The sequence below is a fragment of the Steroidobacteraceae bacterium genome (genome assembly GCA_041395505.1).
Taxonomy (GTDB): domain Bacteria; phylum Pseudomonadota; class Gammaproteobacteria; order Steroidobacterales; family Steroidobacteraceae; genus JAWLAG01.
This window is the reverse complement of sequence record JAWLAG010000002.1, coordinates 541,539-563,625: the sequence shown is the minus strand read 5'-3', so window position 1 is coordinate 563,625 and position 22,087 is coordinate 541,539. Positions and strand designations below refer to the sequence as shown.

Sequence of the window (22,087 nt, the reverse complement as noted above, 5' to 3'; positions counted from 1 at the left end):
GCGCGTCATGCGATCGATGATCGCGGTGGCAGGCTGCATGATTGCGACCGCCGGGTTGGCGTCCGAAGGCGCCTCCATCGTAACAGGCAGGACTGCGTTGTCGGCAGTCCCGAGCGCCCAGGCCATCGGGCCGGCAGGACCGGTCAATCGAGTCGCTTTCGATCTTTCGGCAAGCGCGGCCCGAGCGGGTCCGTTCGAGGTCACCTGCATCTACCCGGATCGCCTGCGTTATCGCTGCCAGTCGTCCGCGGACTCCCAGGACGCCTCTGGTCGGGTGCGCCTGGTTGTTTCAATTCCGGATCTTGGCCGCGGCTCGCCCGTGACGGTGCGTATTGCGGGTGGTTCAGCCAGCCGGGACGAAGTCATTGAACTGCGCAACGTTGCACAGGTTGTACACGAAATCGAGGCATTGCCCCTGCCGCGGGGTGGTCGTACAGCCGTGGGTAATGACGGCCAGCCCGTTGCGATCACGCAGCCGATCAGCCACCAAGCCACTTCCATGCCTTCGATGGCCATGCCGCGAAGGGGCAGCGTGACAGAATGCGAGACACTTTGGCCGAAGTGGGTACAGGTCAGCGCCACTGACCCCGTATTCCTCAGTGACGTGGGTCCGTTGAACGGATCCCTTGTGTTGGCTCGCTCCCCGCGCGCAGACAGCGACGTCACGCCGGATAACCTGCCGCTCTGGCTGATCACCTATCCGCTAAGTGCCCGGCGTGTCCAGTTCATTGCGCACTACGAGGTGCTGTATCGAGTGCATCCCTGTCCGCAACGAATCATTGGCGGGAGCTGACTGCCAGACTCGCGGCGGAGATTGCATTCGCACCGTCGACCTGCGCGAGCAGTCGCGTGTACTCAGGCAGCCCGCGCACGGATTCGAAACTCGGGTCACGCCGCATCAACCAGGCGCGGCGCCAGCCAAGTCCGATCGCCCGCCGCAATGAGGCGAGTGCACTGGTCGCGTCGCCGCGCTGCGCCTGCAGAGCGGCTCGCAGGTAATGCAGGCCATGCCAGACGTGCCCCGCGGCTTCCAGTTCATCCAGGTTTCGCAATGCATCGCGCTCCAACGGTTCGGCGGAGGCCTTGTCGTCGAGTGTCCGCAGCAACGTACCGGCCGCGCATAAATCGCAAACCCCCCAGCGCGTCTGGTAGACGCCCATGGTCAGTTCATCGAGGAGCGCAGCGCGATTCTCGAGCGCAGCGGCGGCCCGTTGCCTGGCCCCCGCGAGATCGCCGCCTGCAAGCCTGAGGAATGCCCACTGAACGGCGTCACGACGCGACTCGCCGGGGATCGAATCAAGATCGGCGGGCAGATTGACAATCTTGTCGCGGCTCGTCGCCAACAGGTAGCGCGCGGCCGTTGCGCGCAGCAAAGCGGGCGGCGCGCCAGCTCGCAGCCGATCGAGTTGTTCCCTGGCCAGCTCCGACTGGCCGAGATCGAGATAGATGAGCACGAGCTCAGCACGGATGTCGCCTCGTGCGGGTGCGCGGCTCAATGCCGCCAGGTAGTGTCCGGCGGCCGCTTCCAGCCGGCCTTGCGCCAGGTCGTTCAGTCCCCAGGCCCAGAGTGCATTCGGAATTTCCGGCTGCAATTCGAAAGCCCGCTGGCAGGCACGCTCGGCATCCGCGAAACGCCCAAGATTCTGCAAAGCGAGGCAGCGACGGACGTGCATGATGGTGTGCAATGGGTCGAGCAGGGCGACCTGATCGTAGGCGGCCAGCGCATCGCGTGGGCGGCTGGCGTATTCGTAGGCAGCACCGAGGCGCAGGTAGGCCTCGCCGTAGTTCGGGTTTATGGCGACTGCACGCTGCAATGCCTTGATGGCTTCATCCGTGCGCCACTGCTCTGTCAACAGCACGGCCCACGCGGCGTAGGCTTCCGCCAGCTCTGGATCGAGTCGCAGCGCCGCATCGACCTCGGGCTGCACGCGCGCCGCAGTTTCCTCGAGCGACGCACCCGCATAGTAGTAGCGTGCCATCTGGGCGTCGGCCAATCCGGCGTGTGCCAGCGCAAAGCCAGGGTCCGCGGCGATGGCAGCCTCGTGATATTCAATCGCACGAGCCAGTGACTCCGGCGTACGTTTCTGTTGCTGGTTGCGGCCGAGCAGGTACAGATCGTAGGCGCTCATTTTCGAGGTCGGATCGCTTGCGAGCCTTTCCGCAACGGCCGGCGAGAGCCTAAGTGACAACGCCGTGGTTACGGCCCGGGCTATTTCCGACTGGATCTGCAACGCGTCGCTTGCGGCGCGGTCGTAGGAGTTGGCCCAGACTTCGACACCATCCTCCGTGCTGACCAGTTGAGCGCTGACCCGCACACGGTTGCCCGATCGCCTGACCGATCCTTCGAGCAGATGCGAAGCACCCAACGTGCCGCCGATCTGCCGCGCATTTTCGGTGCTGTCCGCGAAACGGCTGCTCGACGTGCGGCCGATGACACGCAGGTTCGGAATACGCGCGAGCGAGTTCAGCACTTCATCTGTCAGCCCCTGGCAGAACACTTCATTGTTTCCCTCGGCGCTGAGGTCATCAAAGGGCAGTACGGCGACCGTTGGTCTGTCCGCCGGCAGCGCAGTTTGGCGCAATTGCCACCATGCACCGATGGCGAGAATCATTGCTGCCACGATCCCCAGCGCAATCTCGCGCCGGCTACGTGTGGTCGATGGTCGAGCACTCGCCGCGACAGCCGCGGGCGGTTGCGTGACCTGTGCGGGCAGCGCGGCAGGTGGATCCGGTGGTTGCCTGACTTCGGCGACCAGGCGGTACCCTTTGCGAGGCACCGTCGCAATGAAGCGAGCCGTTTCGTCCGTGTCGCCGAGCTGTCGCCTCAGGTTTGCTATCGCCTGGTAGACGGAGTTGGGGCCGACGATGACGCCACTCCAGACGTGGTCGAGGAGCTCGGTTTGCGAAACAACCTTGCCGGCATCCCGGGCGAGCATGCACAGCAGTCGCATCATGCGAGGCTCGAGTTTGATCCGAACACCACCGCGGGATATTTCATCGAGCGCCGGGTCGACCAGCCAATCCGCGAGCGCAAATGGCCGGGTCGGATCAATGGATGTCATATGTGCAGGATGTTACCGAATGGCTGAAGTTTTTTCCCGTTGGCGTGTCACGCAACGGCATCGGATCGCAGGATGCGGCGCGTTGAATAACTTGACGGACAACAGCAATCAATACGCAAACGAATTGAAAAGTTTCCGCACTAATCTGGCTTTGCCCGCCAAGAGTGTGGGAGATGTCCGGGTACTTCGACCGGGACTGTGCACGTTGGGCGAGGAGATGCGGTTTCCCGCAAGAGCCGCATCTCCCGCCCGGGGATGGAAAACACCCAATCGCAACAGCGCCGAGTTTTGATCGCGACTGGTGCGTGGCCGTCGCTTGTTGTCAACAATACGAGCACGGTTACTACTCGGCTTACCGGCACATGATCCACGATGGGGCGGATATCATTGTTCACCTGGTGACAATATTTGCGAATTGACCTGGGGATAGCAGCACGTTCTGAATCACGACCGCGGCGAGTGCACAACGCCTGACAACTATCGGTCGCGCTACGCGCCGTATCGCAGCGACTACAACCTTCAAGAGACGCACGCTTACTGCCCTTGACTGATGACCTGGGACGACCATGAGGTCGACAACGACTACACTGGGAATCAGTCGGAGAGACAGGACGATCAGCAGCAATTTTGCAGTCGCCGAGCCGTAGCGTACCGTGCCTTTTTCGAGCGCATACCTTTACGCGGCACCGCGCGCCCGCGAGGCGGCATGTTGCGCCTAAATGACCAACGGCAACTCGATCAATCGTTGACTGCTCATTTGCTCAATACGCATCAGCACCGGTCGCCTCAGTTGTGCCCGCGGCCTGGACGGCGGTGGATAACGTGTTGTCGCATCTTCCTGACCGAATTTACGCGCGCCTGGCCGGACCAAACTAGGTCCTGAACAATCGCGCTGGCTTGACAAGTCGCCGCGCAGCTGTCTGATGCTTAGCATCACGAAAGATCGTTGTGAAGTGACTTTGGCGGGTGCCGCAAACGCGCGGGATGCTAGAAGCGCGCGTGGCCGTGCACGTCAATTCATAAACGACCCGGGCTCGCTGACGGCCAGATCTGTGTGAACTCAATGTTAAATTCGCTAGCGCAAGAGGTGTTGAGCTCGCAATTGAACTTTGTGCGAGTGTATCTCCTGGTCAACGATTCTTCGCAGTTCTTCAACGTCGACGGCACCTCGTACGAGTCGGCCGTTCACAAACGTATATGGTGTTGACTCGACAAACAAGTTCTGCGCTGCTTGTACGTCAGCAGCGATTTGCGAATTGTAGCGTCGATCGGTCATGCATTTCTCGAACGCTGGCATATCAAGCGTTAGAGATTCGGCAATCTGTAATAAGAACGAGCGCGACAATGATGCTTGATCGGCAAAGACACGATCGTGAAAATCCCAGAATTTGCCTTGGGAATCGGCACATAGACTCGCCTGTGCGGCGTCGACCGCAAGCGGATGGATATCGCGCAATGGAAGTTGGCGGAAGACCACGCGAACCTGGTCCGGGTAAAGCTCCCGCAGTCGCCGCAGGGTCGGTGCCATCTGCGCGCAGAAGGGACACTGGAAATCGGCGAATTCGACGACGGTCACAGGTGCATCGGGAGGTCCAAGCGACGGGCCTTGATCGGCCACTTTCACACGATAAGGCGCCAAGTGGGCAGAAATATCATACTTGCGACGCAGTTCATCAAGATACCGCCGTTTCGCAACATTTTCCGCGCGCTGCTGAAGATAATTGACTATGGGCTGTCGTACCTGATCGAGCGGAGCGCCGCCAATTTCCACCTGCCTCTGATCGTAAAACTCGACAATCTCAGCGTCCTCTATTTTCCGAACCGGTACAGCGGCTAGCAGCTCGTCCCGGCTCATCTTGGTGCGCTCGATTTCGAGTTGCAGGGCACGCTCGTCAAGCATCTGCTCGAGCGCGGATTGCAACAACTCCGAACGGCCCCGCTCGTATTCCGCCGCAAGACGCAGGCGCGCCTGATCAAGTGCCCGTCGCTGCTCCTGCAGTTTGTCTGCAATTTGGCTTTCGAGTGCGGACTGGGAAACAGTATCGCGCCCGACATGGGCGACGACCGGGTCGTTCGCCTCGGTTGCATACGCGCGAAGGGCGGTCAAGATCAAGGCGCAGCCAATGACGCAGATCAGAAAATACTTGTCACGATCTTGCATATTCGCTGATTCCGTTAAATGCGACCACGGTAGCGCACTCAGGTGACAACCGTGTGTCCGGGCGTCATGTCGATGTCACAGTCGTGGATCAATATCGCGGTGATGGAACTCGGCAGAATAGCGCCGCGTCGCGCGCTCATCACTGGCATTACCGGACAGGACGGCGCCTACCTTGCCGAATTCCTGCTCGCCAAGGGCTACGAGGTGCATGGCGTCAAGCGACGTGCATCATCCTTCAATACACAGCGCATCGACGGGATCTACAAAGATCCACATGAATTGCCGCGTCGCCTGATTCTGCATTACGGCGACTTGACCGATGCCACTAATCTGATACGGGTTCTGCAGCACGTGCGGCCGCTGGAAATCTACAACCTCGGCGCGCAGAGTCACGTCGCCGTATCGTTCGAAACCGCAGAATACACCGCGAACGCGGATGCCCTGGGGCCCTTACGCATCCTTGAAGCCATTCGCATTCTCGGTCTCGAAAAAGAGACTCGGTTCTATCAGGCGTCAACTTCGGAAATGTTCGGTAAGGTCCAGCAGGTACCGCAGTCAGAGACAACCCCGTTCTATCCGCGTTCGCCATACGGTGCCGCCAAGCTTTACGCGCATTGGATTACGGTCAATTACCGAGAATCCTATGGCCTATTTGCATGTAGCGGAATCCTCTTCAATCATGAGTCGCCACTGCGCGGCGAGACATTTGTCTCGCGCAAGATTACGCGCGGACTTACACGGGTCAAACTCGGTCTGGATCGGTGCGTATTCCTGGGAAATCTCGATGCGCGGCGAGACTGGGGGCATGCGCGTGACTACGTTGAGGCGCAATGGCTCATGCTGCAGCAGCATGAGCCGCGAGACTACGTAATCGCCACCGGCGAACAGCACTCCGTCCGTGAATTTGTCCAAACCGCCGGCCTCGAGCTCGGGATGCGCATCGAGTGGCGTGGCGAAGGACTTGCGGAGACGGGGATCGATCTGGCTTCGGGGCGCACAGTTGTGCGTGTGGATTCCCGGTATTTTCGTCCCGCTGAGGTGGATACGCTGCTCGGCGACGCTGCGCGGGCACGCAACGAACTCAATTGGCGGCCACGTATGAGCTTCCACGACATGGTCCGTGAAATGGTGAACAATGACCTTCACGTTGCGCGGCGCGATGCAGCGTTGCTGCGTCAGGGATTCCAAGTCGTCGTACACGGGGACTGAAAACGCGTGGTTGCGCTTACGGATCGCGTGTATCTGGCGGGCCATCGCGGTTTGGCCGGTAGTGCCATCGGGCGCGCGTTGGTCCGTCATGGCTTCAGCGATGTAATAACGCGCAGTCGTCGGCAGCTGGACCTCCTCGACGAGCGCGCAGTGGCGCGCTTCATGTCCCGCAAGCGTCCCCAGATCGTCATCCTCGCAGCTGCCCGCGTCGGAGGCATACTTGCCAACAGCACGCGGCCGGCGGATTTTATTGCCGAGAATCTCACCATACAAAGCAACGTGATCCTTAACGCGTTTCGTTACGGTGTGCGAAAACTAGTCTTTCTTGGTTCAAGTTGCATCTACCCTCGTAACGCTTCGCAACCGATACGCGAAGAGAGTCTGCTGACCGGTCCCCTCGAAACGACCAACGAGTTCTATGCAATTGCCAAGATTGCTGGCATAAAGCTGTGCCAGGCATTGCGCGCGCAACACGGATTCAATGCAATCGCGCTGATGCCAACCAATCTATATGGTTGCGAAGACAATTTCGACGAGCGTGACTCCCATGTGCTTGCGGCGCTTCTGTGGCGGATGCATCGTGCACGTATCGAAGGCGCGGAGGAAGTCGTCGTATGGGGCAGCGGCAGACCCCGACGCGAGTTTCTACATGCGGACGATTTTGCCGAGGCACTCCTGACGGCGTTGCTTCACTATGAGAGCTCCGCCCCCATCAATATCGGTTCTGGCGAGGACATCAGCATCTACGAACTTGCGGAAGTGATTCGTAAGGTAGTGGGTTACCGCGGTCGATTCCGTTTCGACGAAAGCTATCCGGACGGCACACCTCGCAAACTTCTCGATATCAGCAGGATGGCCTCGCTTGGTTGGCGCGCAAAAATCCCTCTGGAAACGGGATTGCATCGCGTCTATGCGACGCTCCAGCGCCGCTGGCAACTGGAAGACGCAACCAACGATCGTCTGGGGATCAACGCCGAACGCCATCGCGTTGCGATTTGATTGACACACATTCGTCTTACGTTTGCCCACATCGCTCGGGCTATGTGACGCGCTTCAAGAATCCTTAACCGCGCTGTCATGAGCGGTTTCTATTGTCGTCGTGGCCGGAGGAATGCTTTGCCTTTCTGATCTTGTGAAGCATGAAATCGGTGTCGGTACCAACCGACTAGCAGGGGACCGAGCGACGACCCGATTGCGGTGGGTGGTTGCGCGGAATGGAAAACGCTCAATCGGGAGTTACTACGTTTATGTTCAAGCATTCATTCATGGGCGCGATCGCGGCGACAGCACTTGCCTTTGTTGGCATGGCTGCCGCGCCAGCTTTCGCACAAATTGATCCGGCGTCCACCGGCAACGGTGAACTAACCCTTACAGTCTGGGATTCAACGGCTCAAGTGTCCATCGTATACGGTCTCGGCTACCGTCTCGATGACGTATTGCCGGCCTCTTTGAATACACCGGGAACCACCATCACGATCGACGTCACTGCGCAGGTACAGTCGCTGCTCGGCGCCGGCGCGACGATACCCAATCTCGGTTACAACGTGATCGCCGTGGACTCGCTGGCGAGCGACCAGGCCTCCACGGGCCTGCTCGACCGCCGTTTTGCTGTCACTGGTGCGCTCGGCTCTCCGGTCACCAACATAACGAATAGCGGCGTCGGAAACGTCGGCACAGCGTTTGACGCGCTGGCGGCAGCTGTCAATGCTGGTGCGGGTCATGACGGTCAGGTCGCAGGACCCGCAGACACATGGTATGTCTCGTCCGTGCAACCGGCATGGGACCTCAATATCGCCGGTGCATTCCCGGCATCGAGTGCCGCATTTGGTACAGCTCTCGGCTTCTACTACTACGACACAGGTAGCACGGTCGTTGGCCTGCCATTCCAGTTCCCGGGTCGGCCGGCCGCCATTCAGCAAGGATATGGCTATGTCGACAGCGGCACCGGTCAAACTGTTTACGGTCAGTGGCTGCTCTCTCAGGTCGGCAACCAGTATTTGCTGACCTACAGCATCGCCGGCAGCACGCCCGTCGTTCCGCTGCCAGCGGCATTCTGGATGTTGCTCTCGGGCCTGGGTGGTCTGGGGGTTGTCGGTCGCCGTCGCGCCGCAGCGTGATCAGGATCTCGACACGATCTATTCCGATTTTTCAGTCAAGGAGCTTGTAATGAAATCTTTCGTATCTGCTGCAGCGCTCGGCGTGCTCGCCTGTGCTGCAACACTTCCGGCGATGGCCTATCCGGCTGGCACAGCAATTCCGGCCAATCGCCTGTTCTATATCTCCGGGGCATCAGCGCAGGATCAAGGCATCGAGTTCGTAATGCGCAAAATTTGCACGGGGAACCTGGACAAATTCCAATTCGGCAACAACGACCGCTTCTGGTCGTGCGACGTTACGACCGCTTCATCCGGCCTAACCGCCGGAATTGCGGGCTTCTACAAGTTCTCGTCGGGCGGTTCCGGTAACGGTGTCAATCCCCTGATCGACAATTCACAGCTTACGTTTACTCGCGAGTCTGCAACGTCGGTCTGCACGAATGCTGCGATGCCAGTAATCGCCGGGTTCACCAACGGGACGGATCATACAGGTTGCACCAATCCGTCAACCTCGAACGTCATACCGCAAATTGGGTTTTCGGACGTCGAGCCGAAGCTCATTACGACGCCGGCACGTGCCGGGGCTCTGGTCGCGAATGGCGCCAATCAGCTGGTTTTCGGTATCCCGGTTTCTTTGAATCTTTACCGTGAACTGCAGGCGAACCAGGGGCTCGTAGCAGATGACGAGTACATCAACATGCCGACGCTGTCGAGCACAACAGTAGCGAGTCTCTTCACAGGTTCGATCATCGATTGGAGTCAGCTGGCAAATAATGCGGGAGCCTCCCTCGCAGCAGGTTCTGTGAAGATCTGCCGTCGCGTCAATACGTCAGGCTCGCAGGCAACGACGGAAGTTCATTTCCTTCGCAATCGTTGCACAACAAGTGCCAACAACACCAAACCCATGTTGCCGAACGACGCTGCAGGCACGGGCACAGCGGACCCGACGTTTAACCTCGGTAACGTGTATGCCGGCTCCGGTTCTGGTGACGTTCGCGACTGTCTGGCTGTTGCCAATGACAACGGTTTCCGCGCTGTCGGCTTGCTGTCAATGGAGTGCCAGCCCGAAAATGCTTCCTGCAACATTGCTTCGACAGTTGGCAAATTCCGTTTCGTGAAGATTGACGGTGCGGCGCCGACCCTGGTCGATACCGTCTCGGGTCGCTACTCGTACGTCGCAGAGCAGTCAATCAACCGTGCCGGCGGCCTGTCTGGTGATCCGCTTACGCTCTACAACAAGCTGCTGGCTCTCATGAGCGATCCTGCGGTCCTCGCGCAGATCAATGCGGGCTTCCGCTTCACCTTTGGTGATTCTGGATTGCTTGGTGTGCCCGACGGTGCGACGCTGTTTGCACCGCTGCCGCCCCTCACGGAGGCAGTGGTTCGTGCAACACCCATCAACTCCTGGAACAAGAATTCACTTGGCACTGGTACCAACAATTGCCAGGTATCGGGCCAGGTGAATGGCGCAATTGTCGTCAACGATGACTCGCCGATTCTGCCGCAGGGCTGATGTTGTCGCTGTCATAAATCAGCAGCAAAAAGCTGAGATAAAGCTGGGGTGGCCGTGGAGATCCGCGGCCACCCTTTTTATTCAACCAAAGAGCCAGGGAATGCGTCGCCGAATCCGCACCACTTGTACCGCGTCAATTGTCGGTATGGGGCTATTGCTGAGCTTGAGTGTCGGTGCACAGCAAACGAAACAGGAGGTCGGAGCGTCGCCCACCGCTCAAGCGCATTTCGATGTGCAGGAATTTCGTGTTCTCGGCAACTCATTACTATCGCGCCGAACAATCGAGTCCGCCGTCTATTCGTTTGCAGGACCGGGGCGGACGGCGGCAGACGTGCAGGCAGCGCGGTCGGCGTTGGAAGATGCCTACCGGGCGGCCGGCTACGGCGCAGTGTTCGTGGACGTACCGGAGCAGGATGTCACCCAAGGCGTCGTTCGCCTGAAGGTGACCGAGGGAAAACTAGATAGGGTACGCGTCGTCGGTGCGCAATATTTTTCCGCACGCGATATCAAGTCAGCTATTCCAGCTGCGACGAGCGGTATGTCGCCGCACGTGCCCAGCCTGCAGTCGCAATTGAGTTCGCTGAATCAGGTAACGCGCGACCGGGCGGTCACGCCGGTCATGAAAATGGGTCGGACTCCCGGTACCGTTGATTTGGATTTGCGCGTTGTCGAGGACTTGCCGCTGCATGGTTCGCTTTCGGTCAACGACCGCTACACGGCCGACACGTCGCGCAGTCGCATTGGCGCATCGCTCAGTTACGACAACCTGCTTCAGCGAGCGCACAGTATCGCTCTGCAATATCAAGTCTCACCCGAAGAACCGAGTGAGACACAAGTGTGGGCGGCAACATATGCGCTCCCGATTCCCGACACTGGCTGGCTGCTTGCGCTATATGCGGTGCGATCCGACAGCGACGTCGCCGCCATAGGGGCACTGTCGGTGCTTGGCAAAGGACGGATCCAGGGCGTGCGCGCCATTCGTCGTTTGCCGGGGAACGCGCGTTTTTCGCAATCCTTGACCCTTGGTTTGGACCACAAGGATTTTCTGGAGGACATTCGGCTGGATGTCAGCAACGGCTTGTTGACGCCGATAGAGTACTGGAATGCATCTTTGCTTTATTCCGGGGCCTTGCGCGGCGAGTCTACGAATAGCAGTTTCGACCTCGGATTGGGACTTGGGCCTCGTCGATTGGGAACGACCGCTCAAGAGTTTGCCGACAAGCGTTTCAAGGGGCGCAGCAACTACTGGTACCTGCGGAGCAATATCCGCCACACGCGTAACCTGCCGACAGGTTTTTCGGTGGCCGGGCGGTTGTCCTGGCAATACGCGCCAGCGCCGCTGATCAGCAACGAGCAGTTTTCAATGGGCGGGGCCGAAAGTGTGCGCGGCTATCTCGAAGCACAAGAGTTCGGCGATTACGGATTCTCTGCGTCTTTGGAGCTGCACAGCCCGTCGCTACTCAAGTATATCGGCGGTGGCGCGAAGGCTCTTGATCTATTTGCGTTCTATGATGTGGGTGTCACCAGTATTCACGATCCGCTTCCCGAGAACGGTGTGCGTGCTGCCCAGACAGATCGCTTCGATCTTGCAAGCGTAGGGTTGGGGCTGAGATTTCTCGGTTATCACGGCCTGGATCTGGCGCTTGATTGGGCCTACCCGCTGGTGAGTGCGGATACTGTAGATGCGGGCGACGATCGGTTGCACTTCGATGTCCGATACAATTTCTGACCGCAGGCGAGAACTGATGGGCCGCACACTCGTATTGGTGCTCAGCGCCCTGGGAACGGCTTTTTCGGTCTCCGCCGCTGAACTGCCTATTCCTTGTGCCGGCGGTGCCTGCGGCGTTAATGCGGGGAGCTTCGTAACATCAGGCGCGGCGACCGCAGTCCAAAGCGGCAATACCCTCGAAATCAATCAGACGACACCGAGTGCCGTGCTCAATTGGCAAAGTTTCGACGTATCGGAAGACGGTACTGTCAACTTCAACCAGCCCGACTCAACGGCCGTCGCGCTAAATCGTATTTTCCAGAATGATCCCAGCCGCATCTTCGGTGCCGTGAATGCCAATGGGCGCATTTACCTGGTCAACCAGAACGGCATCCTTTTTGGAGACGGCGCACGCGTCAATGTCGGTGGTCTTGTAGCATCCAGTCTTGCCATCACACCCGAGGCGCTGCAACAAGGCATCGCCAGAGCGTCCCTCGATCGACGACCGGCCTTTGTCAACTTCGTCGATGCGAATGGGCAACCCTTGCCATCGGGACCGGTCGAAGTCGACGCTGGGGCGGAAATTCGCACCCAGGAAGGCGGCCAGGCCATGCTCTTCGGGCCGCAGGTAGCCAACCGCGGACAGATTTCGACTCCAGGCGGTCAGGCGGTGCTCGCGGCCGGCGATTCGATATTCATCGTCCCGAGTAGCGATCCGAATTTGCGCGGCCTTATAGTGGAAGTCGGTGAGGGCGGCATGGTCACGAATGGCGAGACTGCCAATGCCGGCCGCACGCCGGAAGCGCTGGTCGGAAGTATCGTCGCCGAGCGCGGCAACGTCACTTTGGTTGGTCTTGCGGTCAACCAACTTGGACGAGTCAGTGCAACGACTTCCGTGAGCGCCAACGGCTCCATCCGCTTGGTGGCGCAGGATCGAGCGGTTCTATCGCCAGACGGATCACTGGTGGATGCGAGCCAGGGCGGATTGCTCGAGATTGGGCCGAGCAGTATCTCAGAAGTCGTTCTCGACCTTGCTAGTACCGCGACAACGGTCGATCTCAACGAACAACCGCGGTCGCGCATCGAACTGGCCGGCAGCCGCGTTAACGTGCGCCGCGACAGCCTGCTTCTGGCCACGGGCGGAGATCTCGTCTTGTCCGCGCAGGACGACCCGCGCGCACCGGCGCCAGATCAAGTTTCGGCCAGTGACTCCAGAGTCAACATCGAAGCGCGCGCGCGTCTCGACGTTGCTGGCGCGACCGTCGATCTGCCAATGGAGCGTAACGTAGTACGCGCCGAGTTACGTGGCAATGAGTTGCGCGATAGCCCGGATCAGCGTGACAGCGTCCTTCGCGGATTGCCTGTGTTCGTGGACGTTCGCCAATTTGGAACGCGTCCCGACGGCAGTGTGTGGCAGGGAACCCCGCTTGCCGACGTGTCTGGACAAATTGCGGCCGTCCCGCGTGGCGTCGCGGAACGTAATCTGGCGGGCGGGAACATTACGATCCGCTCGCAGGGTTCCATTGTCGTGGCGCCGCAGGCGCAGCTGAATATCGCCGGAGGCGCAATTCGCTATGCCGACGGATTCGTCAATACCACACGGCTTGTATCGAATGGCGTGATCGTCGATATATCTCAAGCGGATCCGTTGCGCGACTACCAGGGTATGGTGCAAGCCGGCGCAGCGGTTACCTACAGCCGTTGGGGTGTCACCGAGACTTTCGCTGGCTTTGTCGGTGCATTCGATCGAGGTCGCTTCGAGGCCGGCTATGTCGAAGGCAAGGATGCAGGCCAACTAATATTGCTCTCGCCCAACATGGTCTTCGATGGTGACGTCGATGCCCATGTTGTCGTGGGTCCTTACCAACGCGCTGCGACAAGCGATTTGGCAACTGCGTCGGGTGATGTGCTATATCGGCGTTTTGACGAGGTCCCACGCGGCGGCGCACTCATCGTCGGCTCACAGTCGGGCGCTCCGTCGAGTAACGGATTTCCAATCTACTTTGCGCCGGATATTCGTCTGGCGGAAGGCCTCATGCTGCCTACGATGCGCAACGCCGACAGCAGTGCTTTTGATCCGGCTGCCGATCTGTGGCCGGTTGACGTCACGGAGTTTCGCCTGCGGCCGCAGCTTCTCGAGAATAGCGGTCTCAGCGAGATCAGCCTCTACAGTGAGGGCCAAGTCACACTACCCGAAGAGAATCAGTTGCGGCTGCCAGCGGGTGCTCGCCTGACGATCGCTGCAGCCGACATTGAGCTGGCCGGAAGCGTATTTGCGCAATCCGGGCGCGTCGATTTGCTCGCGACGCCGACCGCCACGCGCACGGAAGGCATACGTCTCGCACTTGGTCCCACAAGCATCATCGATGTGCGTGGGCAATGGGTTAATGATCTTCGCGATTTCGCAGGAAACGGTCTGTCACCGTTGTGGATTGACGGCGGTGAAATCAGCCTGGCTGCCGTCCGGGGTGATCTGTTCTTGCCAGCCGGTTCTGTACTGGATGTTTCGGCCGGTGCTCGATTGCTTCCAGACGGTCGCGTTGACGGCGGGATGGCCGGTGGTATCGATCTAGTAGCAACAGGCGTGGCCGGCATCGTGCCAAGCCAATTCGTTCTGGAGAGCGAATTGGCTGGTTATTCGCTTGCACGCGGCGCCAGCCTCGGGCTTACGGCCGATTCGGTTTGCATCGGAGATGCTGCCTGCACCGGAGGCGACGCTGCTTTGCAACTCTCAAGCGAATTTTTTTCGACAGGCGGATTTGTCGACTTCAGCGTCGGCGCGGCTACCGATGGCCTGCGCGTTGCCAGTGACGCGGATCTGAGGCTCCAGGCGTTGAACTGGGAGCTCGCCGGTGACCCAACGCGATATGTCACCGGCACTGATTTGCGCAGCATTGTGCGCCCGATTCTGCTTGATCCTGCTCTGCGGCAGCCCGGCGGTCTGACATTGACCAATGTTGGACGGGTTGCCGCAGGCTCGGTCGGGCGGACTTCGTTTGCGGACGTGCCGGTACTCCGCGTTGAACGCGGTGCAAGCATAGTTACCGGCGCGTTGGGGCATATTCGTCTCTCCAGCAACTCGCAACTGTTTATCGATGGCACTCTCAGCGCGCCGGCTGGAACCATTTCGGCACAGCTTACGGCGAATCTGCCGGTCGATGAATTCATCGATAGTCAGGCAATCTGGCTTGGACCTGCAGCCCAGTTGTTCGCGGCCGGCACCGTTGTCTTCGATACGCCTGACGACCTTGGCCGCCAGGCCGGTACCGTGCTGAACGGAGGCGTCGTCGAACTAGCGGCCCAACGTGGTTACGTTATCGCCGATCAAGCATCAGTGATCGACGTTTCAGGTACCACTGCGACCGTGGATCCGGACGAAGCGGCAGGGCTCGGGGCGGCAGCTGGGCGGATGGTCGCCTCCAGCGCTGGGCGCATCGGGATTACCGCCGCAGAGGGCTTCGTGCTGTCAGGCACATTGCTTGCAGCTGCCGGTGACCCCGATCGTAGCTCCGGTGGTGAAATTGCTTTGGCTGTGGATGCCAACAACCGCCGAGATCCACGCACCGAGGATATTCCGCAACGATTCGTATTTCCTACCCCGCCGCGCATTGTTCGTGTCGTTGCGGACGATGCGCCTGTTTCGATCGCACCGGGAAGCGCCATCGATTCGGCGCGCGATGGCGTCGGGGTCATTGGTGCCCAGCAGGTCGCTCGATCGGGCGCGAGCTCGTTGTCAATTCGCGCCGCGAGCATCGAATCGCCGGGAGGCTCGTCGGTGCAAGCGGCAGGCCGCATCGAGTTCCTGGGAAATCTCGCGCTCGCGCTTGATCGGCACCTCGAGTTGGATGCGGCGGAACTCACGGGCAACGGACGTGTTGATCTGCAGGCTCCCTATCTTTCTTTGGGGAATCGTGATCGAAGGTTGCAAATCGCCAATCCTCTGCTCGACTCGAATGGATCGGGGCAATTGACGTTGTCCGGCGATCTGATCGACGTCTTCGGAACATCGACGATCAGCGGATTCCAGGAAGTACGTCTGCAAAGCACGAATGACCTGCGGTTGAGTGGAATACAGCAGCCCATCGGTCGGTCGCTCGATGGTAGCCTTGAGACCAATGCGCAGCTTTTGACCCTGTCAGCACGACAAATTTATCCGAGCACTTTCAGCCGTTTTACAGTTCGGCAAGTTGGTACGAGCCCGCAGACGCTGCGCATCGAATCGAGCGGGCAGATTCCGGAAGTTCCACTGAGTGCAGGTGGTCGATTGCGTCTGGTGAGCGACACGCTCGAGCAGGGTGGTATTCTGCGTGCGCCATTTGGTCAGGTCGAGTTACTTGCAAACTCGGTTGTGCTGCGGCCTGGCAGTGTCACATCGACGTCGGCGGACGGTGCACTGATTCCCTTCGGTCGTACGCAGGGCGGGTTCGACTGGGCCTACGGCCTGGCCGACAACCAGACTCTCATAATCGGCTCTGCGGAGGTGCCGGAACCGCAGCAGAATATTCGAATCGATGCCGCCGATATTGACGCCCAGGTCGGGAGCATCGTGGATATAGCCGGCGGTGGAGACATGCTGGCGCAGGAATTTGTGCCAGGTGTGACCGGCACGTTCGATATTCTGCGTTCGGACTCCGGCTATTTCGCGGTTGTGCCTGCCGTGGGTTCAGGAATCGCGCCCTTCGATACCTCCGAGTACCTGGGCTGGAACCACGACGTGGGCGAGACAATTCATGTTTACGACGGGAGTGGCTTGCCGGCGGGGGACTACACGCTGTTGCCTCCCGCCTATGCTGTGTTGCCGGGTGCCTATTTGATTCGGCCCGTGGACGGGTATCGGGATATTGCGCCGGGGCAGTCGTACCTGCAAAGTAACGGCGCGATGATTGTGGCCGGTCAGCTGCAGATTGGCGGACGTGCGCAGGGCGTCGATCGGCTCACAGGCTTTGAGATTGCCCCGGCATCTTTTGCGCAACGAATTGCGCGTTACGATGTGACCGCGGCAAGTCAGTTCTTCGACGCACGCAGCGATCGTCCGGTGCTGGCTCGATCACCTCAAGACAGCGGTACGCTCACGTTGCAAGCCACACGGTCTCTGGCGCTGAGCTCGACGCTGCGCGCCGCTCCTTCATCCAGTGGGCGTGGCTCAATCGTGGCGCTCGCTAGCGAAAATCTGGCACTAATTGCCAATGGAGCGGTAGCGCCGCAGGGGTTCCTGCCCGTCAATGTCGATGCACTTGGTGCGCTTGGTGCTCAGACGCTGCTGATCGGCGGCGGAGTCGTCGCCGGCAATGACGGTGCACTTCTGACGGCAAGTGCAAACAACGTCCTCGTCGATTCTGGAGCGACGTTGGTCGCGCCTGAAATCATTGTGACGGCAAGGCAGTCCATCGAATTGCGCGACGGGTCGCGACTGGGATCGGCGGGCGTCCTCAGCGGATCGGCAGCGGGCGCACAAGGCTTGGCAGCCGAAGGCGATGGGGCATTCATACGGATTGCGTCCGGGCAGGCGCTGGATTTCGAGCGAACCGGCGCGAGCGGCGTGGCGGGCGATATTCGCGTCTCGCGCGGCGCATCACTCGGCGACGCAGGTTCCGTCATGATCGATGGCAGTGGCCAGATCGACCTGGAAGGCGCTCTCGACGCCTCGCAGCAGGCCTATTTCGGCGGCAATCAACTGTTGATCGGCGCGGTCCCTGTCGGGGATTCCGGTTTCTCGATTTCCCAATCGCGACTTGATGCGTTGGCAGGTATTGACCTCGTCCTGGCGAGTCGATCTCCGCTTTCCCTATTTGGTGACGTGTCGATCGTCGCGGATGAATTGCGGATCATCGCACCTGGCGCGACCCTGATGACTCCGACGGGGCGTGTTTCCGTGAGTGCAAATGCGGTGCGACTGGAAGGTAGTGCGGATCTCAATGAGCCGGTCGTAAACGAGGGGTCGGGCGAATTTTCATTGATCACAGAGCAAGTTCGATTCGAAGGCGCTTTTGGATTTTCTGGTTTCTCGTTAGTTGACCTGTCAAGCGCGAATAGTCTCTACCTTGCTGCAGACACGCGATGGACGTCTTCGGGCGATGTGGCGGTGAGTACGCCGGTCACCTATGCAGCGCCTGGCGTGACCGCCGCGATAACGGCGACAGGTCGACTGGCAATTCAGGGCGCCGGTGCGGTGCCGGTTGCGAATCCAGGACTTGGTGCTTCGCTTGCGCTGAGCGCCGCGAGCCTCACGCTTGATGCCGCGTTTCTGCTGCCTTCGGGGCAGCTGCGTGCCAATGCGCTGGATGGTGATCTAATTATTGGACAGGCCGCCTTGATTGATGTCGCTGGCCGGTCTGTGCGCTTTGATGCGATCGATATTGCGACACCTGGCGGAACCGTCGACCTGCGTGCCAACGCCGGGAATGTATCGCTGGCTGACGGCAGTCGAGTCGACGTATCGAGCGGTGGTCTTGGCGCGCGCGCCGGGCGACTGGCGGTCGCGGCGCCTGCTGGTTCGATAAGCGTGTCCGGCAATCTGCGTGGCTTCAGTCAAAATGCTGTCACCGGGGCAAGCGTGCTTTTCGATGCGCTGACTTTGACAGCCATTGATAATTTGAATGCCACACTCAATCAAGGTGGTTTTGCGTTTGCGCGAGAGTTTCGCCAGCGCGGTCCTGGTGACTTGATCGTCGGCGCACTAACGGATGCGTCAATGACTGCAACCCAGTCGACTTTGACCGCTGACGATGGGTCGGTCGTCATAAACGGCACCATAGACGCCTCGGGTGCGGCGCGTGCGATCGTCAATATCAATGCGTCGAATAATGTCATCGTCAACGGTCAAATTGATGCCCGCACGGATGGGTCTCCGCTGAGTGGGAGCGCCGTGGTGCTGAACGCTGCCAGCGGCGCAATCCGCGTCTCTCCAGGAGGTCGAATCGAACAAGCTGCCGATGACGGAGTGCTATGGCTAAGATTGTCCCAATCGAGTCTGCTGGGTGGCGGACTGCAGCTCAACGGCACAGTTACCGGAGCGCGGCAAAGCACGGTAGAGGCGTACCGCGCTTATGACTTGCCCGCGTTGGCCATCACGGGCACAGAGGCGTCCACCATGGGCAACCCATGGTTCGGCGACGCCAACGCATTTGTTGCGGCTGCGGCGCCACTCGAGGACTCTATTGCGGCGCGCTTGCCAGGCAATTTCCGACTCGTGCCCGGGGTGGAGCTCGACGTCGCCGGGCAATTGGACGTCGCAAGCGATTGGGATTTCATGCCCTGGCGATTTGCGGATAAGGTGGGAGTCCTCACTCTTCGCGCTGCAGGTGATCTGAATATTGCTGGGCTCATCAGCGACGGTTTTGACTCCGCCGGCGGATTATCAAACACAGTCACCGATACCTGGTCATTTCGCCTGGTGGCAGGTGCCGATCTTGGGTCGGCGTCACTAGATGCTGTTCAAGGGCCGGGCTCGGCCGATGGAAGCGTCAATATTGCGCCGGGCACGTTGGGGTTTGGACTCCAGCCTTCGACGCAGCGTGGTGTTCGCACCGGCAGTGGCTTTATCGACATCTCAGCGGCGCGCGATTTGACGCTAGGCAATCGAGCCTCGGTTGTGTATACAGCCGGTCTTGCGAGTTCGCAAGGCGTCCCGCTTGCCGGGCTCGGCGGGCGCAGTTATCCACAAGACGGTGGCGATATTCGCATCGATGTCGGCCGAGACATCATCGGCGCGCCAACCAATCAGCTTTATTCGAACTGGTTGTGGCGGGCAGGGCGCACAACTGGTTTCATTGGAATTCCACCTTCTTCCACCGGCTGGCTGCCAGCGTTCGACCGTTTTGAGCAAGGAGTGGCGACTCTGGCGGGTGGCAACTTGGATGTGCATGCCGGCGGCGATATTCGCGATCTTTTCGCCTCGGTGTCCAGTGTTGGCCGCCAAGTGGGCGGCAACACACCTGACCAGAACAGGATTGAAGTGCTGGGCGGCGGGATCCTCGATGTAGCGGCCGATGGCGACATTGCCGGAGGCGGGTATTTCGTCGCACTGGGACGTGGTGAAGTGCTGGCCGGTGCCAGTGTGACCGATAGTGCAACAACCTCGGCTGCGCCGATCTTTGCTTTAGGCGATGCAACGCTAAGCGTGGCGGCACGCCGGAACTTGGCTGTGCAGAGTGTGCTGAATCCAACTCTCATTCCATTGAGTCGCAATCAGCCGGTTGGTACGAGTTCTTTCTTCACGACCTACGGCGACCAGTCAGCGGTTCGCCTGGAAAGTGTTGGCGGCGACATCGATCTGCGAAATGATGTGCAAGCGATCGCGTCAAATGCGAGTTCGCTGACCTTCCCGACGGTCGTTGGTTTTGATCAACGTATCGCATTGCGGGTATACCCGCCATCGCTGCAGGCACATGCGTTCTCCGGTGATATTGGCGTCGACGGCTCGATGACACTTTTGCCAGCGGCCACCGGCACCCTGGAGTTGCTGGCGCAACGCAATCTTCGGGTGGGTGGCATTGACACGGTCGAAATCATCGTTTCGGATTCCGACCGAGCAGCATGGCCCACACCCGCGCAGCCCGCGGGCTCGGCCTTCGAGCTACTGCGCGTCAGCGCATCCGCACTTTCAACGTCGCCGTTTTTTCATGCGACTACGCCGACACATTTGGTGCAACCCGATTCGACCGGCGTCCGGCGCGAATTGTCGCCGATTCGTCTCGTAGCGCAGACGGGTAACTTGCTTTTCGATCCTGACAATTCGCAAGCGCGTTCGCTGCTATTCGCGTCAAAGCGCGCAGAGATCTACGCCGGTGGTGACATCATCGATTTGACTCTATTGGGTATGAACGTCAATGCCGGTGATGTCACGGGCATCAGTGCGGCTGGCGACCTACGTTATACCTCGGGACGCGATCAGTTCGGCCAGCTGTTGACGAACGAGCGTCAGCTGCGCCTCGATGGTCCGGGCAGTATGCTGGTGACGGCGGGTGGCGCGATCGACCTGCAGGCAAGCCGCGGCATCATTACTGCGGGCAACCTGCAAAATCCAGCCCTTGCCGATGACGGCGCCGGAATTGTCGTACTGGCGGGAGTTGCGGATTGGCGCGCGGGTATTGCCGCATTCGTCGACTACTACCTCGACAATACGACGACCTACGACCAGGCATTGCTTGACTTTCTTGCCTCGAGTACGGGCCAGATCTTTGTCAGCAAGTCAGCCGCAGTCACCGTATTTCGTACGCTGCCGGATAGCAGTCAGGCCTTGTTTGCCTACCAGCTGCTGTTTTCCGAATTGCGACGTGTCGGGCGGGCCGCCGCAGCAACTGGTAGCGGCAATTTCGAAGACGCCTTCCGAGCTCTTGAAATGTTGTTTCCCGGGAGCAATCCGGATGTCGGCGGTGGCGAGGAAAATGCTTATGCAGGCGACGTCAATCTGTTTTTCAGCCAGATTTACACGCTCGACGGTGGGGACATTTCGTTGATCGCGCCTGGCGGCGCCGTGAACGTCGGCCTCGCAACGCCTCCGGCAGCCTTTGGACTCGGCAAAACCCCCGAGCAGCTTGGCATCGTAGCGCAACGCAACGGTTCAATCAGCGCTCTGACTTTCGGCAATTTCGAAGTCAACGAATCTCGCGTATTCGCGGCAGACGGCGGCGACGTCCTGGTATGGTCGACACGCGGCGACATCGACGCTGGCCGCGGCGCTAAGACGGCGGTGTCCGCGCCGCCACCGGTAATCACGTTCGACCAGAACGGCAACCCGCGGTTGGTCGTCTCGCCGGCGCTGGCCGGCAGTGGTATCCAGACGCTCGCTTCCACGCCCGGTCGCAGTCCAGGCGACGTCGACCTGTATGCGCCGCGCGGGATTGTTAATGCCGGGGATGCCGGGATCGTCGCAGGGAACCTGACTATTGCCGCAACTGCCGTACTGGGTGCCAACAACATTCAGGTTTCTGGAACATCCGTGGGTGTGCCCGTCGACGTCGGCGGCCTCGGTGCTTCGTTGTCCGCCGTCAGCGGCACGTCGAGCAGCGCTGCCAGTGCGGGGGTCTCGTCGATCGCCGGCGGCGACGCCAAGGGTCGCGGAGACGCGCCGCTTGCGGAAGCCGCACTCGGCTGGCTGGAGGTTTTCATCGAGGGATTCGGTTCCGAAGTGTGCAAGCAGGACGACGACGACTGCCTGGAGCGAAATCGCAAGCGCTAGCGACCCACGGGATCTTGGGTTGGTGACTGAAATAGCGCCGTCACAAAGAGCGACGACAATCGTCAGACGCGCGTTCGGTGCGCGATTGCCATGCTACGACAGGTTTCAGGGGCCATGCCATTATTATGAGAGCACGGAGTTCCATCTGGCTTACAGGT

9 protein-coding genes are annotated in these 22,087 nt (G+C 59.9%); 7 read left to right on the top strand and 2 right to left on the bottom strand.

Annotated features, from left to right (window positions below):
* Window positions 1–7 precede the first annotated feature (7 nt).
* On the top strand, window positions 8–793 hold the full coding sequence (locus R3E77_15215; GenBank protein ID MEZ5500762.1) for a hypothetical protein: 786 nt from the start codon (window positions 8–10) through the stop codon (window positions 791–793).
* Here R3E77_15215 and R3E77_15210 read toward each other — a convergent pair.
* A complete protein-coding gene (locus R3E77_15210) occupies window positions 777–3,062 on the bottom strand; it encodes a winged helix-turn-helix domain-containing protein (GenBank protein MEZ5500761.1) in 2,286 nt (761 codons plus the stop codon). The two genes, R3E77_15215 and R3E77_15210, sit on opposite strands and share 17 nt — an antisense overlap.
* A gap of 1,075 nt (window positions 3,063–4,137) precedes the next feature.
* Window positions 4,138–5,223, bottom strand: coding sequence for a thioredoxin domain-containing protein (locus R3E77_15205; protein MEZ5500760.1), 1,086 nt, complete (start codon window positions 5,221–5,223; stop codon window positions 4,138–4,140).
* A 72-nt stretch (window positions 5,224–5,295) separates the two neighbouring features.
* Here R3E77_15205 and gmd point away from each other — a divergent pair, with 72 nt between their 5' ends.
* The 6 genes from gmd (at window position 5,296) to R3E77_15175 (ending at window position 21,929) form a co-directional block, all read left to right on the top strand.
* Window positions 5,296–6,432 carry a GDP-mannose 4,6-dehydratase gene (gmd, locus tag R3E77_15200; protein ID MEZ5500759.1) on the top strand — a complete coding sequence of 379 codons (1,137 nt, stop codon included), beginning with the start codon at window positions 5,296–5,298 and terminating at the stop codon, window positions 6,430–6,432.
* A gap of 6 nt (window positions 6,433–6,438) precedes the next feature.
* Window positions 6,439–7,431 (top strand): GDP-L-fucose synthase, encoded by a 993-nt coding sequence (locus R3E77_15195; protein ID MEZ5500758.1) that lies wholly within the window; start codon window positions 6,439–6,441, stop codon window positions 7,429–7,431.
* A 248-nt stretch (window positions 7,432–7,679) separates the two neighbouring features.
* Entirely contained in the window at window positions 7,680–8,549 is an 870-nt protein-coding gene (locus tag R3E77_15190) for a VPLPA-CTERM sorting domain-containing protein (protein ID MEZ5500757.1), read from the top strand.
* Window positions 8,550–8,598: 49 nt separating this feature from the next.
* Window positions 8,599–10,041 carry a hypothetical protein gene (locus R3E77_15185; protein ID MEZ5500756.1) on the top strand — a complete coding sequence of 481 codons (1,443 nt, stop codon included), beginning with the start codon at window positions 8,599–8,601 and terminating at the stop codon, window positions 10,039–10,041.
* A 100-nt stretch (window positions 10,042–10,141) separates the two neighbouring features.
* Window positions 10,142–11,770: a ShlB/FhaC/HecB family hemolysin secretion/activation protein gene (locus tag R3E77_15180; GenBank protein MEZ5500755.1), complete on the top strand. Its 1,629-nt coding sequence runs from the start codon at window positions 10,142–10,144 to the stop codon at window positions 11,768–11,770.
* Between the two features lie 16 nt (window positions 11,771–11,786).
* The gene (locus tag R3E77_15175; protein ID MEZ5500754.1) at window positions 11,787–21,929 is read left to right on the top strand and encodes a filamentous hemagglutinin family protein; all 10,143 of its coding nucleotides are present in this window, start codon (window positions 11,787–11,789) and stop codon (window positions 21,927–21,929) included.
* The last annotated feature ends 158 nt before the right edge of the window (window positions 21,930–22,087 follow it).

What these genes read in the sequence shown, in the direction of transcription:
- R3E77_15215 (MEZ5500762.1), top strand. Translation starts at nt 8, where the DNA reads ATGCGATCGATGATCGCGGTGGCAGGCTGCATGATTGCGACCGCCGGG.
- gmd (MEZ5500759.1), top strand. Translation starts at nt 5,296, where the DNA reads ATGTCACAGTCGTGGATCAATATCGCGGTGATGGAACTCGGCAGAATA.
- R3E77_15210 (MEZ5500761.1), bottom strand. Translation starts at nt 3,062, where the DNA reads ATGACATCCATTGATCCGACCCGGCCATTTGCGCTCGCGGATTGGCTG.
- R3E77_15185 (MEZ5500756.1), top strand. Translation starts at nt 8,599, where the DNA reads ATGAAATCTTTCGTATCTGCTGCAGCGCTCGGCGTGCTCGCCTGTGCT.
- R3E77_15180 (MEZ5500755.1), top strand. Translation starts at nt 10,142, where the DNA reads ATGCGTCGCCGAATCCGCACCACTTGTACCGCGTCAATTGTCGGTATG.
- R3E77_15190 (MEZ5500757.1), top strand. Translation starts at nt 7,680, where the DNA reads ATGTTCAAGCATTCATTCATGGGCGCGATCGCGGCGACAGCACTTGCC.
- R3E77_15175 (MEZ5500754.1), top strand. Translation starts at nt 11,787, where the DNA reads ATGGGCCGCACACTCGTATTGGTGCTCAGCGCCCTGGGAACGGCTTTT.
- R3E77_15205 (MEZ5500760.1), bottom strand. Translation starts at nt 5,223, where the DNA reads ATGCAAGATCGTGACAAGTATTTTCTGATCTGCGTCATTGGCTGCGCC.